Source organism: Streptomyces sp. NPDC059455 (assembly GCF_042750115.1).
Taxonomy (GTDB): domain Bacteria; phylum Actinomycetota; class Actinomycetes; order Streptomycetales; family Streptomycetaceae; genus Streptomyces; species Streptomyces endocoffeicus.
Map to the genome: position 1 here is coordinate 20,522 of NZ_JBHYVB010000117.1, position 16,326 is coordinate 36,847.

The window sequence follows — 16,326 nt, forward strand, 5'->3', positions numbered from 1 at the left end:
GGGATGACCAGGTCACGCACGGCGGCCACGGCGACTCGCCGCTTCTCGCGGGTGCTGCCCGGTGTGCTGCTCCTCGCGCTGTGCGCGGGGTGCACCGGTGGCGCCGGGGCACAGGGGGCGGACGGGGCGTCCGGTGCCGGGGCGGGTGGCGCGGGGGTCGGCGACGCGCTCTTCCCACGGCTCGGCAACGGCGGCTACGACGTACGGGGCTACCGTCTCGCCCTCGACTACACCCCCGGCTCGCGCCACCTCAAGGGCACCGCCCGGATCACCGCCCGCGCGGACCGCGCGCTGAGCTCCTTCCACCTCGACCTCACCGGGCTGCGGGTGCGGAAGGCCACGGTGAACGGCCGTCCCGCCAAGGCCGCCCGCAGCGGCACGGAGCTGGTGCTCACCCCCGCCTCGGCCCTCCCCAAGGACCGCACCTTCACGGCCACCGTCGTCTACGACGGCAAGCCGAAGACCCTCACCGGCGAGGACACCGGGAAGGAGGGCTGGATCCGCACCCACGACGGCGCGGTGGCCCTCGGCGAGCCGACCGGCTCCATGACCTGGTTCCCCGGCAATCACCACCCCTCCGACAAGGCCGCCTACGACATCGCCGTCACCGTTCCCCAGGGCTACACCGCCGTCTCCAACGGAGAGCTGAAGGGCCAGGAGACCCGGGGGCGCCGCACCACCTTCCGGTGGCACAGCGGCGAGCCCATGGCGAGCTATCTGGCCACGGTCGCCATCGGCCGCTTCGGGATCCGTACGACGACCACCGGCAACGGCCTGCCCGCGTACCTGGCCGTCGACCCCACCGAGGCCGCCGACGCCAAGGGCATCGCCAAGCAGGTCGACGACGTCATCACCTGGGAGAGCCGCACCTTCGGCCCGTACCCCTTCTCCTCCACCGGCGCCGTCGTCGGCCACCTCCCCGGCCTGGGCTACGCCCTGGAGACCCAGACCAAACCGTTCTTCGACGCGGCCCCGGACAAGGCGCTCGTCGTCCATGAACTCGCCCACCAGTGGTTCGGCAATTCGGTCACGCCCCGGGTCTGGAAGGACATGTGGCTCAACGAGGGCTTCGCGACCTACACCGAGTGGCTGTGGGAGGAGGACCACGACGGCCGCACCGCCCAGCAGATCTTCGACGACTTCTACGACGGCACCGACGACGAGAGCGAGGGCATCTGGGACTTCCCACCCGCCGACCCCCCGACCGTCGCCAGCGTCTCCGACCCGCCCGTCTACGGCCGCGGCGCGATGGTGCTCCACCAGCTCCGCCGGGCCGTCGGCGACCCGACCTTCTTCACCATCCTCCGCACCTGGCTCAAGGACCACCGGCACGGCAACGCCGACACCAAGCAGTTCATCGAGCTGTGCGAGCGGAAATCAGGGAAGGACCTGGCCCGCCTCTTCGACGTGTGGCTCTACGGCGAGGGCAAGCCGAAGAAGCCCTGACGACGGGGGAAGGCGGCGCCCTCCCATCGCCCGAAACCGCTACCGTTGAGCCATGACCGCACTGCCCGACTGGATGCGCCCGCCGCGCGCGGAAGGCTGGTTCGCGGAGGACCTGGACCGCCTCCCCGAGGCACCGCGCCACACCGAGCTCATCGACGGAGCACTCGTTTTCATGATGTCGCCCCAGCGGTCATGGCATGGCCGTCTCGTCACCGCCCTGACCACCACGCTGATGGAGCAGGCATCGGACGGCTTCGACATCGAACGAGAGATGACCATACGGCTCGACGCCCGCAATCGCCCGGAGCCCGATCTCCTGGTGACCACGAAACCGTTCGATCCCGATCGCACCTGGTACTCCCCGGAGGACGTACAGCTGGTGGTGGAGGTTGTCTCGCCCGAGTCCGCGCACCGCGACCGTACGGTCAAGCTGCGCAAGTACGCGGAGGCCGGGATCCAGCACTACTGGTGCGTGGAGGAACAGGACGGCGCGCCAGTCGTGCATGTGTACGAACTCGACGAGCCGACGGGTGTCTACGCTCCGGCAGGCATTTTCCGGCAGATCCTGGAGCGCCCCGTCCCGTTCAAAATCAAGATCGACCTGAGCAGGCTTGTACCGAACCGGAAGAGCTGACGAGGTGCGCCCACGGGCGTCAGCGCTGGGCTCAGGCGACGCTCAGCAGGGCGCTGGTCTCGGCGGAGGACATCTCGTTGGCGTAGACGCGGCTGCCCGGCTGGTGCTTGCGGCCTCCCTCGCCCAGGTGGCCGGCGTCCACGGGGTCGAAGCCGATGTCGCGGATCAGCCCGGCCACGGCGGCCTTGGCCTCCTCGTCGTTTCCGGACAGCGGGATGGCCACCCGGTCGGTGGCGCCCTTGGGGCGGGCGTGGTCGCGGAGGTTCTCCCAGTAGATCGCGTTGAACGCCTTGACCAGGTTGGCGCCGGTATGGGCCTGGATCTTCTCGCTCGAGGTGGTGGCGTCGGCGTCGAGCTCCGGGTCGTGTCCGTCCCGCTCGGGGTAGTAGTTGCAGGTGTCGATGACGACCTTGCCGCGCAGCGGCTCGGTCGGCAGCTCCCGGTAGCGGCCGTAAGGGATGGACACGACCACCGCCGCGCCGATCCGGGCCGCCTCCTCGGCGGTCACCGCGCGGATCGGGCCGCCGATGTCGGTCACCAGGTCGGCCAGGGTGTCCGGGCCGCGTGAGTTGGCGATCGCCACCTCGTAGCCGATCGAGGCGAAGTGGCGGGCCAGCGTTGAGCCGATGTGGCCCGCTCCGATGATTCCGATGCGCACGGCGTTGCTCCCCTCCTCGTCTGTGGTGGGCCCTCGCCGGGTTACCGGCACCCCGCGGATCATGCATTCGCGGTGCGGCGGGATGGCCGCCGGTGCCGCATGGCACGAGGACTAGACGTCGTCTCGGAGTACCGGTCGCAGCGCCTCGATCACCGCGGGATCGTCGATCGTGGAGGGCAGCTCGGTGTCCCGGCCGTCGGCGATGTCGCGCATGGTGCGGCGCAGGATCTTGCCCGAGCGCGTCTTGGGCAGCGCCGCGACCACGTCGACCCGGCGCAGCGCCGCCACGGGGCCGATCGTCTCCCGGACGGCGGCGACGAGTTCCGTGGCGATGTCCCGCGGATCGCGGTCGAGGCCCGCCTTGAGCACGACGAGACCGCGCGGCACCTGCCCCTTGAGCGGGTCGGCGACGCCGACGACAGCGCACTCGGCGACATCCGGGTGAGCGGCGAGCACCTCCTCCATCGCGCCGGTGGACAGCCGGTGCCCGGCCACGTTGATCACGTCGTCGATGCGGCCCATGACGTAGACGTAGCCGTCCTCGTCCTTACGGCCGCCGTCGCCGGTGAGGTAGTAGCCGCTGTAGGCGGACAGGTACGAGCGCACATACCGTGCGTCGTCCCGCCACACGGTGAGCAGCGTGCCGGGCGGCAGCGGCAGCCGGATCGCCACCGCGCCGTCGGCGCCCGGCGGCGCGTCGCGGCCCGTCGCGTCGAGGATGCGCACGTCGTAGCCGGGCATGGGCACGGTGGGCGAACCGGCCTTGAGCGGATGCGGCTCCAGGCCCATGGGGTTGGCGACGATCGGCCAGCCGGTCTCGGTCTGCCACCAGTTGTCGACCACCGGAACGCCGAGCAGGTCGGTGGCCCAGCGGTAGGTCTCCGGGTCCAGGCGCTCACCGGCCAGGAACAGGTGGCGCAGCGATCCGATGTCGTGGGCGTGCAGAAGTTCTCCGCGCGGGTCCTCCTTCTTCACCGCGCGGATCGCCGTCGGCGCGGTGAACAGCGCCGTCACGCGGTGTTCGGCGATCACCCGCCACAGCGCACCGGCGTCCGGAGTGCCGACGGGCTTTCCTTCGTAGAGCACGGTGGTGCAGCCGGTGAGCAGCGGCGCGTAGACGATGTAGGAGTGGCCGACGACCCAGCCGACGTCCGAGGCCGCCCAGAAGACCTCGCCGGGGTGGGTGTCGTACACGTTCTCCAGGGACCAGCGCAGCGCGACCGCGTGGCCGCCGTTGTCGCGCACCACGCCCTTGGGCCGGCCGGTGGTGCCGGAGGTGTAGAGGATGTACAGCGGGTCGGTGGCGGCCACGGAGACACAGCCGACCGGCCCGGCGGCCGCCATGGCCTGGTCCCAGTCGACGTCACGGCCGGTCATCTCCGCCGTGCACTGCGGCCGCTGGCGGATGACACAGTGCTCCGGCTGGTGTTCGGCCAGCGCGAGGGCATCGTCCAGCAGCGGCTTGTACGGCACGACACGGGCCGGTTCGATGCCGCACGAGGCGGCGATGACGAGCTTGGGGCGGGCGTCGTCGATGCGCACGGCGAGCTCACGCGCGGCGAATCCCCCGAAGACGACCGAGTGGACGGCGCCGATGCGGGCGCAGGCCAGCATGGCGACGACCGCCTCGGGAATCATCGGCATATAGATCACGACGCGGTCGCCCTGAGCCACGCCGAGCCCGGCCAGCACCCCGGCGAACCGCGCGACCTCGTCACGCAACTCCCGGTAGGTGAACGCCGTCTTGCGGCCGGTGACCGGGCTGTCGTACACCAGCGCGAGTTGCTCACCGCGCCCGGCGTCGACGTGGCGGTCCAGAGCGTTGTGGCAGGTGTTCAACCGCCCGTCCGGGAACCACCGGTACAGCGGGGCCTCCGACGCGTCGAGGGCCCGGGTCGGGGCGACGGTCCAGTCAATGGCACGGGCGGCGTCCAGCCAGAAGCCTTCCGGATCCTCCAGGCTGCGCCGGTACTCAGCCGCGTAGCCGTCCTGCTTCGGCGCCTGCGTCATGTCGATGCCCCTTTGCTCGTTCCGTCCGCGCCGTGCCGGGAGGTGCCTCCCGCGGCCGTCCCGTACCTGCATACCTGCGGGCCTACGGGCCTGTGGGCGGCACCACGGTCAGCCCAGCGGATGTGCCCGCCGGGCGCCAGGGTCATTTCATCAGCCATTCGGCGATCGCTTCTGCGCATGCGTCCAAAATGGCTTCGCCCTTCTCGGCGGACGCCCTGCGCGCGTCACCCGCCACGCCCGACGACGTGACCGAGTGGAACGACCGTGGTACGTGGATCGCCTCGCTCGGGTCCGACTGGAGCGCGATCTCCGGGCCGACCGCCTCAGCGAGCCGTCCCGCGTCGACGAGGTCCGGCACGATCGCCATCGCCATGGACGTCTCGCCCTCGCAGGCGTGCATCAGGGTGTCCTGGTCCTCCAGGATCTCCGCGATCCGCGCCTGCCCGGCCATGAAGTAGCTGGTGACGGCGATGGGCGCGGACAGTTCCCGGGAGATCTCACCGCTGATCGCGTTCAAGGCCGTGATATTGCCGCCGTGCCCGTTGACGATCAGGATCTTGGCGAAGCCGGCCATGAGGATGGAGCGGCACACATCGCGCAACAGCGCGTGATACGTCGCCAGCGTGAGGGTGAAGGTGCCGCCGAACTCGACATGGTGGTCCGCCAGCCCGCACCAGAGGGACGGAGCGACGACCACGGGCCTGCCCTGAGCAACCATGATCCCGGCCGCCCGGCGGCATGCCTCCGCGCTGAGGAAGTCATCAACACCGGTGGGCAGGTGCGGACCGTGCTGCTCGGTGGAGCCGACGGGAAGCAGCACCGGTGCGTCCTGGGCGGCCAGCTCCTTGAGAGCGCGAGCTGTCATGCGGTTCCAGAAGATCTCCGGCATGGAGGTGTCCCTTTCCTGGCGGGCTCAATTTGACTGGACAGTACAGTCCAAGTTTGGGGCTGCCAAGGGCCCCGAAGGCCCCGGATCCACGCATCGCACCGCACTAGACTGGTGCGTCCAGTACAGAAAGAGGTGCTTGACGGTGATCCCCGCGCCCTCCCAGCCCGCCCGGCAAGGCAAGGGCCGCTCCCGCAACCGAGTAAAGATCCTCGCGGCGGCGAAGGCGCTCTTCCTGCAGGACGGCTATGACGGCGTGAACCTCGAACGAGTCGCCACCCAAGCCGAGGTCGCCCGGCAGACGGTCTACAACCAGTTCGGCAGCAAGGAGGCCATCTTCCGTGCGGTGATGGAGCACCACTGGTCCAGCCTGCCGCTCGGAGACCTGTCGACACGCCTCGAACAGAGCCTGGGGAGCGACGGCGACCCGGCCGGATTCCTGCGCCAGTTCTCCGAGATCCTGCTGACCTTCATCGACGACACGGACCAGGTCGCCTTCACCCGACTGGTGATCGCCGAGTCCCGCCGGAGCCCCTGGATCGCCGAGGAGTTCTACCGGGTCGGCAAGGAGCCGTTGACCAAGGCACTCGCCCAGTGCCTACAGCGTCTGCACGAGACAGGGAAGATCAACTGCCCGTCCCCGGGACTGGCGGCACATCAATTCCTGGGGCTCATCCAGGAATTCGTCATCTGGCCGCAGGTCATGGCGATCGGGCCGGACGTCATGAACATCCCGCCGTTCGACGTGGTCGTCGAAGAGGGAATCGCGATGTTCCTCAATCACTACGGCGTCCGCGACTAGGCGGTGTCCGATGGGGCGTGACGCCTGCGGCGGTGTTCCTTCCCCTCCCCGCCCCTTCCCGCAGCATGGATATACGGCTTCGCCGTGTGGTGGGGCTCCGCCCCCAGACCCCGGTCGGGCGCCCCGGATGCGCGGCCGTCCGCCGCGCGGCGTGCCGACCGCGACCAGCCCCGCCGGGGCAGGTGCTCACGTCCCCCACCCCTCACACGTCCTGGCCCCCCGCTCACCGGCCAGGCGATGAGCTCCGCGTTCAGGTCAACCGCGCCCAGCGTGGGAATCTGGTCCTCGTCCACCGCGCACGGGGTCCGCCCGGCATACCCGGATGCCGCGCGCGGGATTGTCCCGAATGCGTTTGTCAACGACGGCCGCCTCCAGCATGGCGACCACCATCACTATCCGGTCATTGACCGTGGAGACCGCCAACCCCGCACCGGAGGCACGCACGTCCTTGGCGAATTCCTCGAGATCGCGCCGCACCGGCCCGGCCAGCATCTTCCGTCCCAGGCGCGGCACGAGATGGTTATGGATGAACCCTTCGTAGGTGCGGCGCGTCGACTCACCGATGGCCCGTCACTCCACATACCCCTGAGCCCAGGCCCGCAACGGCACAAGCCCAGACGCAGGATCGAAACGAATGCCAGCCTTCTTGTCGTTCTCGATCTTGTCTGCGAACGCGGTTCCGCACCATCCGAGCCCACCCGACAGGGAAACGGCCTCTCCCGCTGCCGCCCGCGCCTACCGCCCGGTTCCCGGCACCGCACCGTCCACCCATGCGCCAATCCGCTCCTTCCGGCGAATGTGGATCCAGCCTCACCCGCAGCCCCGCAGCCCCGCAGGCCATCGAGGCGGCGAGGCCCTCCTCGCCGGATACGCTCACGCCCTCCGCGCGCGCCGGCACGCATCGAACGGCCATACCACGCTATGGTTGATGTATGGCTACTAAGAAGGTGACTATCACTCTCGACGAATCTCTGGTCGAAGCCCTGGCCGGAGCCGCCGAGGAAGAAGGCATCCCGCTCTCCCGCCTCGTCGCCGGAGCAGCCGAACGCGAGCTGCGCCTGCGGGCCGGCCGGGCCGTCATCCAGGAGTGGCAGGCTGAACACGGCGCCTTCACTCCAGAAGAACTCGCCGCCGCACGCGCGGACCTGGCCGCCGCCGACGCCGAGTACCTCAGCAGCTCGGGAGCCTCGGCCGCGTGAACATCCCCTACCTGTACGACGCCGGGGCACTCATCGCCATCGACAACGACGACCGACGCATGTGGGCCCGCCACAGCCTGGCACTGGAAGACGGACGGGACATCCACGCCCCGTCCGTCGTCGTCAGCCAGGCATGGCGGGACTCCCGCCGCCAGGTCAGACTCGGCAAGTTCCTCGCTGGGTGCCACGTCGTACCCGTCGGCCTCGAAACCGCCAAAGCCGCAGGCATTCTCTGCGGCAAAGCCGGCACCTCCGACATCGTCGACGCCACCGTCGTGACCATGGCAGCCAGCCTCGGCGCCATCATCTGGACCTCGGACCCGAACGACATCCGCACCCTCATCGACGCCCAGGACATCAAACCCGCCCCGGTCATCCGCACCGTCTGACCACCGATGACCAGCCCCGCGGGCCCCGCTGCCACAGGGCTGGAGATTGACTCGGCTACCTGATCACGTAAGGGCGGATGGGCATCGTTATGGCCTCCCGGTAATAGGCCCGGACCCAGCCAGTACAAGGCCTGGCAAGCGGAACGCCGTTGCCGCGGACCTCGCTCGGAGAGTGAACCCGTCCAGTGATCCCATTCGGAGCCGACCGTCGCAGAAGTGCGAAAGAAGGCCACCAGCCGTTCATGGATGCCATTGCGCCCCCATACGCTCGCCCCTAATTTGCTCGGCGACAGCGGGATCCCTCAGATCAGCATCGCGAATCATCGAAGATGCCTTCAGCGTGGAGCCCATAAAGGTTTCTTCAAATATCAACAGGGCTCCGATCTCGCCGGTCGAACTTTCATTTTCATGAACATTCGCACGCCGGTAGGCGGCGCTGATGGCCGCCTTGACCATCAATGTCGGGACCTCTCGAGGGGGAACACCCTGCGCCGTCTCCTCCCAGACAGGGCAGTCCACAACGATCATCCGCCACTTGTTATCGCCGCGCATGTCAGACATGCGCCCCATGGCAACCATGGACTCCCACAACTGAGACGGTTTCCGCGCTGCCCGTGCGGCTACAGCCCGGGAGCGGAATTTCGCATAGTCCGGGTGCCGCTTGATCTGACATTCTCGCGTGTCGTCCACGTGTACGCAGACCGGCGCTTCACCGCAAACACGACGGACATACGCTGCTACGCAGTCGAAGACGTCAGGCGCCATCTGTCCTCCGAAGCTCAATCTCTGAGGTTCAGCAAGATATGACGCGCCACGCAGTCGTTCGACCCGAGAACAGATGACTGCTAAATCTGCTCACCATTGCCACTTGCGAGTGATGATTGCGGCAGGATCTGGCGAAATCCCTTTCGGGTTGGACAGAGCTTCGTGGCTCATCATCGCCCCGCGGTATCGGCCCACCCCACAACGGGAGACCGCGACCATGGGAGCGTCCGGGGTTGTTCCAGGGACGGCGAGCACGTCACGCACCAAGGCGTCGTACTCATGACGGCCGAAGGGTTGGGTTCTTCCGCGCCCTCCTACTGGAGTCGCGGGACGTCCGGCCTGCGCCAACTGCCTGGCTCCGTGGACCTCGTGGGCTTGGACGGTCGACGCACTTCCGCAGTCTTTCGCGCGAACAAGCCCAACGTGGAAACGACGAAGGGTCGAGCCCACGAGAGGGCTCGACCCCGGATACGTACGTCAAACCAATCGCATTGACGTACAGTAATGCCGCGATCACACGTTGAACCGAAACTCCACCACGTCCCCGTCCTGCATCACATAGTCCTTGCCCTCCATGCGCGCCTTACCGGCCGCGCGGGCCTCGGCGACGGAGCCCGTCTCGACGAGGTCCCCGTAGGAGATGACCTCGGCCTTGATGAAGCCCTTCTGGAAGTCGGTGTGGATGACACCGGCCGCCTCCGGGGCCGTGGCGCCCTTCTTGATGGTCCAGGCGCGGGATTCCTTGGGGCCGGCGGTGAGGTAGGTCTGGAGGCCGAGGGTGTTGAAGCCGACGTGGGCGAGGGTGGCGAGGCCGGGCTCGTCCTGGCCTACGGACTGGAGGAGCTCGAGGGCCTCGTCCTCGTCGAGCTCGGCGAGGTCGGCCTCCAGCTTGGCGTTGAGGAAGATCGCCTCGGCGGGGGCGACGAGGGCGCGCTGCTCGGCCTTGAAGGAGTCGTCGGTGAGCTCCTCCTCGTCGACGTTGAAGACGTAGAGGAAGGGCTTGGTGGTGAGCAGGTGCAGCTCGTGGAGGACGGCGGCGCGCTCACTGCCCTGGACGATGCCGGCGGAGAAGAGGGTGCGGCCCTCTTCGAGGATGGCCTTGGCCTCCTCGACGGCCTTGACCTGGGGCTGCTTGTCCTTCTTGATCCGGGACTCCTTGACCAGGCGCGGCAGCACCTTCTCGATGGTCTGGAGGTCGGCGAGGATCAGTTCGGTGTTGATGGTCTCGATGTCGCTCTTCGGCGAGATCTTGCCGTCGACGTGGACGACGTTCTCGTCCTTGAAGGCGCGGATGACCTGGCAGATGGCGTCCGACTCACGGATGTTCGCCAGGAACTTGTTGCCCAGGCCCTCGCCCTCCGAGGCGCCCTTGACGATGCCCGCGATGTCGACGAAGTCGACGGTGGCGGGCAGCTTGCGGGCCGAGCCGAAGATCTCGGCGAGCTTGTCGAGGCGGGGGTCGGGGACGCCGACCACGCCGACGTTGGGCTCGATGGTGGCGAACGGGTAGTTGGCCGCCAGCACGTCGTTCTTGGTGAGGGCGTTGAACAGGGTCGATTTGCCGACATTCGGCAGACCGACGATTCCGATCGTGAGCGACACGTTGACGACTTCCCGTAGCTTCCCGTGGCGGGGATGTGAGGACCGATGACGGGCCCCGGTGGAGCCGGGGCCGGTCCACCAGTCTACGGGGCCGCCCTCGATCACCCAGCCGGGCTGACAATCGGTCGAACACACTGCCAAGGTCCTGCGAAGGGCGTGTCCAAGACCGGATTCTCGCCCTCCGGCGACCTACGTTGGTCGGGTGGAGCATTACAGCACGCGCACGCCGCGCCGCGCGGCGGCACCGCCGCCCCGTCCGGCCGCGGACGACACGTATCCGGGACGCGGCAGAAGCACGGGCCAGGGCCGGGGCCGGCCCGGTGGCGCGGCCCGGGCGCCTCGGCCCGCCGCACGCCGTACGGGGCCGTCCGGAGAGGCCGCGGCGCTGCCAGCCGTCCTGCGGCGGGCGCGGGGGCTGTCCCTCCCCGATCCCCGGCTGACCGGGCTGGGCGCGGGGCTGCTGACCACGCTCGCCATGCTCGGCATCGGCTGCCTGGACGCGCTGCTGCTCTCCGGCTCGCCCACCGTCTACAGCGTGCTCTTCCTGCCCGCCTGCGCGGCCTGCGGGCTGTGGGTGCGCCCCGCCGATCTGCTGGCGGCGCCGGTGACGGCGCCGCTGGCCTATACGGTCGGGCTGCTGCCGATCAACGAGGGCTCGACGGGCTTCAGCGGACAGGCGGTGGGGGTGTTCACCGCGCTGTCGCTGCAGGCCGGCTGGCTCTACGCGGGGACGCTGCTGACCGTGGTGATCGTGCTCGTACGGCGGGCGGTGCTGGTCACCCGGCGGCGCCGGCAGCAGCGGCCGCGGCCATCCCGGCACCCACGATCCCCGCGTTGTTCTGAAGCTGCGCCGGCACGATCTCGGCCCTGACGCCCTCGATCAGCGGCAGGAACTTGTCCGCCTTACGGCTCACCCCGCCGCCCAGGACGAAGAGTTCGGGAGAGAAGAGCATCTCCAGGTGATGGAGGTACTTCTGCACCCGGCGCGCCCAGTGCGCCCAGCTGAGCTCGTGGTCGTCCTTGACCTTGGTCGAGGCCCGCTTCTCCGCCTCGTGGCCGTCCAGCTCCAGATGGCCCAGCTCGGTGTTGGTGAGCAGATGCCCGTCGGTGAAGACCGCGCTGCCGATGCCGGTGCCGAGGGTGAGCACGATCACGGTGCCCTTGACGCCGCGGGCGGCGCCGAACGTCGCCTCCGCGACCCCGGCCGCGTCGGCGTCGTTCAACACCGTGACCGGGCAGTCCAGCCGCTCGGTGAGGCGCGACGCCAGATCGGTGCCGATCCAGCTCTTGTCGACATTCGCGGCGGTAAGGGTGACACCGTCCTTCACCACACCCGGGAAGGTCACCCCGACCGGCCGCCCGGACCAGTGGAAGTACCGGACGACCTCCACCACACCGTCCAGGACCGCCTCGGGCGTGGACGGATGCGGGGTGAGCACCTTATGGCGGTCCTGGGCGAGCTCACCCCGGTCCAGGTCCACCGGGGCGCCCTTGATGCCCGAACCGCCGATGTCGATGCCGAACACCTTCGCCGCGGACGCCCCCGTGTCCCCCTGGCCGTACGTCACAGCTGGGACCCCTTCGGCCGGGCGGCGACCGCCAACGCCTCCGGCCGTCCGGCGGCCGCCGACGCCTCCTGCTCACCGGAGGCCTCGGCGGCCTCGGCAGCCTCGGCCCGCAGGTCCCGGCGCAGTTCCTTGGGCAGTGAGAAGGTCAGCGACTCCTGCATGGGCTGGACGACCTCGACATCGCCGAAGCCGCGCTCGGCCAGCCACTCCAGGACGCCCTCGACGAGCACGTCCGGAACGGAGGCGCCCGAGGTCACGCCGACCGTGGTGACGCCCTCCAGCCATGCCTCGTCGATCTCGCTCGCGTAGTCGACCAGATGGCCCGCCTTGGCGCCCGCGCCGAGGGCGACCTCCACCAGCCGTACCGAGTTGGAGGAGTTCTTGGAGCCGACCACGATCACCAGGTCGGACTCGGCGGCCACCTGCTTGATGGCGATCTGCCGGTTCTGCGTGGCGTAGCAGATGTCGTCGCTGGGCGGGCTGATGAGCCGCGGGAAGCGCTCCTTGAGCGCGTCCACGGTCTCCATGGTCTCGTCGACCGAGAGGGTGGTCTGGGAGAGCCAGACGACCTTGGACTCGTCCCGCACCTCGACGTTCTTCACATCGTCGGGGCCGTCGACCAGGGTGATGTGCTCGGGGGCCTCACCGCTGGTGCCGATGACCTCTTCATGGCCTTCATGGCCGATCAGGAGGATGTCGTAGTCCTCCTTGGCGAACCGGACTGCTTCCTTGTGGACCTTGGTGACCAGGGGACAGGTGGCGTCGATGGTGGCCAGCTTGCGCGTGGCGGCCTCCTCGTGGACCACCGGCGCGACACCGTGCGCCGAGAAGATCACGATGGAGCCCTCGGGCACCTCCTCCGTCTCGTCGACGAAGATGGCGCCCTTCTTCTCCAGGGTCTGGACGACGTACTTGTTGTGGACGATCTCCTTGCGCACGTAGATCGGCGCGCCGTACTGCTCCAGGGCCTTCTCGACGGCGATCACGGCACGGTCGACACCGGCACAGTAGCCACGGGGGGCCGCGAGCAGGACCCGGCGGGCGGAGGTTGCAGTCATGTCCCCCATGGTAGGGGCGACGACCGCGGGGTCTGTCGGTTGGTGGGGGCGATGATCCCTTGGTGTGGGCGATGGCCCCTGGTGTGGGCGATGACCCCCGCCGCTGTCGGTGGTGGCCGATACCCTCGCGGTCATGGCTGTCAACACGTCCGCGGAGGCGCCGATCCCGGTCGGCGAGGTGTCCCGGCTGATCGGGGGCTGGATCGACCGGCTCGGCGCGGTCTGGGTCGAGGGGCAGATCACCCAGCTGTCCCGGCGCCCCGGCGCCGGTGTGGTGTTCCTGACCCTGCGCGACCCCAGTTACGACATCTCGCTGACCGTCACCTGCTTCCGCGCCGTCTTCGACAAGATCGCGGACACGGTCACCGAGGGCGCGCGGGTCGTGGTGCACGCCAAACCGGAGTGGTACGCGCCGCGGGGCCAGCTGTCCCTGCGGGCCGCCGAGATCCGCCCGGTGGGCGTGGGCGAACTGCTCGCGCGGCTGGAGCAGTTGAAGAAGGGGCTGGCGGCGGAGGGGCTGTTCGCCGCCGACCGTAAGAAGCCGCTGCCGTTTCTGCCGCAGCTGATAGGGCTGGTCTGCGGGCGCGCCTCGGCCGCCGAGCGCGATGTGCTGGAGAACGCGCGGCTGCGCTGGCCCGCCGTCCGCTTCGAGGTGCGCAACGTGGCCGTGCAGGGGGTGCACGCGGTGCCGCAGGTGATCGAGGCCGTCAAGGAGCTCGACGCGCTGCCCGAGGTGGACGTGATCGTGGTGGCGCGCGGCGGCGGCAGCGTGGAGGACCTGCTGCCGTTCTCGGACGAACAGCTGGTCCGGGCGGTGGCCGCGTGCCGTACGCCGGTGGTCTCCGCGATCGGCCACGAGCCGGACTCGCCGCTGCTGGACCTGGTCGCCGATCTGCGCGCCTCCACGCCCACGGACGCGGCGAAGAAGATCGTGCCCGACGTGGGCGAGGAGCTGATGCGCGTCCAGCAGCTGCGGGAGCGGGCGCTGCGCAGTGTGCACGGGCTGCTGGACCGGGAGGAGCGGGGGCTCACCGCCGCGCTGGCCCGGCCGTGCATGCGGGAGCCGCACCGCATGGTGGACGAGCGCGAGGAGCGGATCACGGCGGTCCTGGAGCGCGCCCGCCGCTGCCTGGGCCATCTGCTCGACCGGGCCGACTCCGAGCTGACCCACACCCAGGCGCGGGTGGTCGCGCTCTCCCCCGCCGCGACGCTGCGCCGCGGCTATGCGGTGCTCCAGCACCCCGACGGCTCGGTGGTGCGGGCGGCCGAGGAGGTCGCGGAGGGCGAGGAGCTGCGGGCGCGGGTCTCCGAGGGCGAGTTCCGGGTGCGGGTCGCTGTCGGACCCGCTGAATAGGGTGAGGGGTATGGCGAAGACGGACGAGCAGACCGGGCCGGACGGGCAGACGAACAGGCAGACGGACGGGCAGGCCGGGCAGAGCGCGCGGGCGGAGACCACGCTCGGCTATGAGCAGGCGCGGGACGAGCTGGTCGAGGTGGTCCGCCGCCTGGAGGCGGGCGGCACCAGCCTGGAGGAGTCGCTGGCGCTGTGGGAGCGCGGCGAGGAGCTGGCAAAGGTCTGCCGCCACTGGCTGGAGGGCGCGAGGGCCCGGCTGGACGCGGCACTGGCGGAGGACGAAGGCGCCGAAGGCGCCGAGGAAGCGGAGAGCGCCGAGGAGGGCTGACCGCCCACCGTCCGGCCCAGCGTCCGGCGCCCGCCGCCGAAGGCCGCGGTCGGTGCCCCGTCCGGCGAGGACGCGGCGAGCCCTGCCGAGGGCATACCGGCCGCCGCTCACCGCAGGGCCGCCGAACGGCCACGTTCGACCGGCGCCCGGCGTCGACTGGCCACCGCTGACGTCCCACCGTCGATCGGCGGCCGCAGTCGATCGAGCGGTCCGCCGAGGGCACGGAGAGCGCTGCCGAGGGCTGACCGGCGCCGCTCACCGCTCGCCGCCGGCTGGCCACGGTCGACCGGACAGGTCGACCGGACAGGTCGACCGGCGCCCGGCGTCGACCGGCATCGATCAACCGCCGTCGCCCTTACCCGCCGTCGACCGGCACCACTCAATCGCGCCGCCCACCGGCGGCCCTCGATCGGCCGCCCTCGGCGGCACTCGAGCCGCCGCTCTCGACCGGCCGCGACCGGCCGCGCTCACCGGCGCTCGGCGTCGACTGGCCGCGCTTGATCGGCGTTCGGTATCGATCGGCCGCTGTCGGCCTTGCCCCCTTCGACTCGACCGGCCGCACTCGATCGCGCCGTCCTCCGGCGGGCCTCAACGGGGCCGACGGCGGCGGGGCGTCCGCGCCCGCCGATGCGGCGGGAGGCCGGGTCCATCGGGTGTCGACCACCGGCGGGACCCGATCCACCGCGCTCGACCGGCTCCGCCGGTCTTCGCATTGTGATTCGGAGCACCTTCCCCACCCCACACCATCTTTTTAGTTGAACATTAATCTAAGCGTCGTACAGTAGAGCCCGTCAGCGATATCCCCGCTTATGCAGAGGTTTCTTCCATGGCACTCGTTCTCGACCCCGCCGCCCAGGACCTGCTCTTCCGCGAGGCCCGCACTGCCAACACCTTCACCGATGAGCCGGTGACCGAGGAGCAGGTGCAGGCGATCTACGACCTGATCAAGTACGCGCCGACCGCGTTCAACCAGTCGCCGCTGCGTATCGTGCTGGTCCGCTCGCCCGAGGCCCGTGAGCGGCTGGTCCAGCACATGGCCGAGGGCAACCAGCCCAAGACCTCGACCGCCCCGCTGGTCGCGATCCTCGCCGCGGACAACGAGTTCCACGAGGAGCTGCCGGCGCTGTTCCCGCACTTCCCGCAGGCCAAGGACGTCTTCTTCTCCGAGCGTGCCTCCCGCGAGCAGGCCGCGGCGCTCAATGCCTCGCTGCAGGCCGGTTACTTCATCCTGGGCATCCGCGCCGCCGGTCTCGCCGCCGGTCCGATGACCGGTTTCGACCCGGCCGGGATCCAGAAGGAGTTCCTGGACGAGGACCACACCCCGCTGATGGTCATCAACATCGGCAAGCCGGGCGAGGACGCCTGGTTCCCCCGTGGCCCCCGCCTGGACTACGGCGACGTCATCACCACGGTCTGATCGACCGCGGTCTGTTCGACTGCTCGACCGCGCTCGATCACGCGCGATGAACCACGGGCCCCGGGGGGCGGGCCGGCGCGCGCGGGGCCCGGCCCCCGCGCGGGGCCCGCGCCGGGGGGGCCGTTGATTCGCCTTACGTCCCCCGCCACGACGGGGGGGGGGCGGCCGCGCGTAAAGCGGTGGCTCGGGCCGCGCGGTGCGGTATCGCCC

At 69.8% G+C, this 16,326-nt stretch carries 17 protein-coding genes; 9 read left to right on the top strand and 8 right to left on the bottom strand.

Annotated features, from left to right (window positions below; translation table 11 throughout):
- The first annotated feature begins 3 nt into the window (after positions 1–3).
- Complete coding sequence (locus ACFXB5_RS33175; protein ID WP_385214883.1) at positions 4–1,446, top strand: M1 family metallopeptidase; 1,443 nt, start codon at positions 4–6, stop codon at positions 1,444–1,446.
- A 52-nt stretch (positions 1,447–1,498) separates the two neighbouring features.
- Positions 1,499–2,080 carry a Uma2 family endonuclease gene (locus tag ACFXB5_RS33180; RefSeq protein WP_385214886.1) on the top strand — a complete coding sequence of 194 codons (582 nt, stop codon included), beginning with the start codon at positions 1,499–1,501 and terminating at the stop codon, positions 2,078–2,080.
- 31 nt (positions 2,081–2,111) lie between these two features.
- On the opposite strand, the gene ACFXB5_RS33185 is transcribed toward ACFXB5_RS33180, so the two are convergent.
- From ACFXB5_RS33185 to ACFXB5_RS33195, 3 genes are all read right to left on the bottom strand, one after another.
- A complete protein-coding gene (locus ACFXB5_RS33185) occupies positions 2,112–2,738 on the bottom strand; it encodes an NADPH-dependent F420 reductase (RefSeq protein WP_201855208.1) in 627 nt (208 codons plus the stop codon).
- Between the two features lie 111 nt (positions 2,739–2,849).
- Complete coding sequence (locus ACFXB5_RS33190; protein WP_385214889.1) at positions 2,850–4,748, bottom strand: propionyl-CoA synthetase; 1,899 nt, start codon at positions 4,746–4,748, stop codon at positions 2,850–2,852.
- A gap of 142 nt (positions 4,749–4,890) precedes the next feature.
- Entirely contained in the window at positions 4,891–5,637 is a 747-nt protein-coding gene (locus tag ACFXB5_RS33195) for a creatininase family protein (protein WP_385214892.1), read from the bottom strand.
- A 142-nt stretch (positions 5,638–5,779) separates the two neighbouring features.
- On the opposite strand from ACFXB5_RS33195, the gene ACFXB5_RS33200 reads away from it, so the two are divergent.
- Positions 5,780–6,436, top strand: coding sequence for a TetR/AcrR family transcriptional regulator (locus ACFXB5_RS33200; protein ID WP_385214894.1), 657 nt, complete (start codon positions 5,780–5,782; stop codon positions 6,434–6,436).
- 255 nt (positions 6,437–6,691) lie between these two features.
- Here ACFXB5_RS33200 and ACFXB5_RS33205 read toward each other — a convergent pair whose 3' ends face one another.
- Positions 6,692–6,949, bottom strand: a complete 258-nt coding sequence (locus ACFXB5_RS33205) for a hypothetical protein (protein ID WP_385214896.1) — start codon at positions 6,947–6,949, stop codon at positions 6,692–6,694.
- 419 nt (positions 6,950–7,368) lie between these two features.
- On the opposite strand from ACFXB5_RS33205, the gene ACFXB5_RS33210 reads away from it, so the two are divergent.
- A complete protein-coding gene (locus ACFXB5_RS33210) occupies positions 7,369–7,635 on the top strand; it encodes a hypothetical protein (RefSeq protein ID WP_093779986.1) in 267 nt (88 codons plus the stop codon).
- On the top strand, positions 7,632–8,024 hold the full coding sequence (locus ACFXB5_RS33215) for a twitching motility protein PilT (protein WP_385214899.1): 393 nt from the start codon (positions 7,632–7,634) through the stop codon (positions 8,022–8,024). Before ACFXB5_RS33210 ends, ACFXB5_RS33215 begins: the two co-directional genes overlap by 4 nt.
- 240 nt (positions 8,025–8,264) lie before the next feature.
- On the opposite strand, the gene ACFXB5_RS33220 is transcribed toward ACFXB5_RS33215, so the two are convergent.
- Both ACFXB5_RS33220 and ychF read right to left on the bottom strand, forming a co-directional pair.
- Entirely contained in the window at positions 8,265–8,585 is a 321-nt protein-coding gene (locus ACFXB5_RS33220) for a hypothetical protein (RefSeq protein WP_385214902.1), read from the bottom strand.
- A gap of 717 nt (positions 8,586–9,302) precedes the next feature.
- Positions 9,303–10,391 (bottom strand): redox-regulated ATPase YchF, encoded by a 1,089-nt coding sequence (gene ychF / locus ACFXB5_RS33225; RefSeq protein WP_201855201.1) that lies wholly within the window; start codon positions 10,389–10,391, stop codon positions 9,303–9,305.
- Between the two features lie 202 nt (positions 10,392–10,593).
- Between ychF and ACFXB5_RS33230 the strand changes: the two genes are divergently transcribed.
- Positions 10,594–11,262 (top strand): DUF6542 domain-containing protein, encoded by a 669-nt coding sequence (locus tag ACFXB5_RS33230; protein WP_385214905.1) that lies wholly within the window; start codon positions 10,594–10,596, stop codon positions 11,260–11,262.
- Here the strand turns inward: ACFXB5_RS33230 and ppgK are convergent.
- Together ppgK and ACFXB5_RS33240 are read right to left on the bottom strand one after the other, a co-directional pair.
- The gene (gene ppgK, locus ACFXB5_RS33235) at positions 11,168–11,959 is read right to left on the bottom strand and encodes a polyphosphate--glucose phosphotransferase (protein ID WP_385214908.1); all 792 of its coding nucleotides are present in this window, start codon (positions 11,957–11,959) and stop codon (positions 11,168–11,170) included. The genes ACFXB5_RS33230 and ppgK overlap by 95 nt on opposite strands.
- Positions 11,956–13,026, bottom strand: a complete 1,071-nt coding sequence (locus ACFXB5_RS33240; RefSeq protein ID WP_385214911.1) for a 4-hydroxy-3-methylbut-2-enyl diphosphate reductase — start codon at positions 13,024–13,026, stop codon at positions 11,956–11,958. The genes ppgK and ACFXB5_RS33240 overlap by 4 nt, the downstream gene beginning before the upstream one ends.
- 124 nt (positions 13,027–13,150) lie before the next feature.
- Between ACFXB5_RS33240 and xseA the strand changes: the two genes are divergently transcribed.
- The 3 genes from xseA (at position 13,151) to ACFXB5_RS33255 (ending at position 16,116) form a co-directional block, all read left to right on the top strand.
- A complete protein-coding gene (xseA, locus tag ACFXB5_RS33245; protein WP_385214912.1) occupies positions 13,151–14,371 on the top strand; it encodes an exodeoxyribonuclease VII large subunit in 1,221 nt (406 codons plus the stop codon).
- Between the two features lie 10 nt (positions 14,372–14,381).
- Positions 14,382–14,699 (top strand): exodeoxyribonuclease VII small subunit, encoded by a 318-nt coding sequence (locus tag ACFXB5_RS33250; protein WP_385214915.1) that lies wholly within the window; start codon positions 14,382–14,384, stop codon positions 14,697–14,699.
- An 826-nt stretch (positions 14,700–15,525) separates the two neighbouring features.
- The gene (locus ACFXB5_RS33255; protein ID WP_385214918.1) at positions 15,526–16,116 is read left to right on the top strand and encodes a malonic semialdehyde reductase; all 591 of its coding nucleotides are present in this window, start codon (positions 15,526–15,528) and stop codon (positions 16,114–16,116) included.
- Positions 16,117–16,326: the final 210 nt, after the last annotated feature.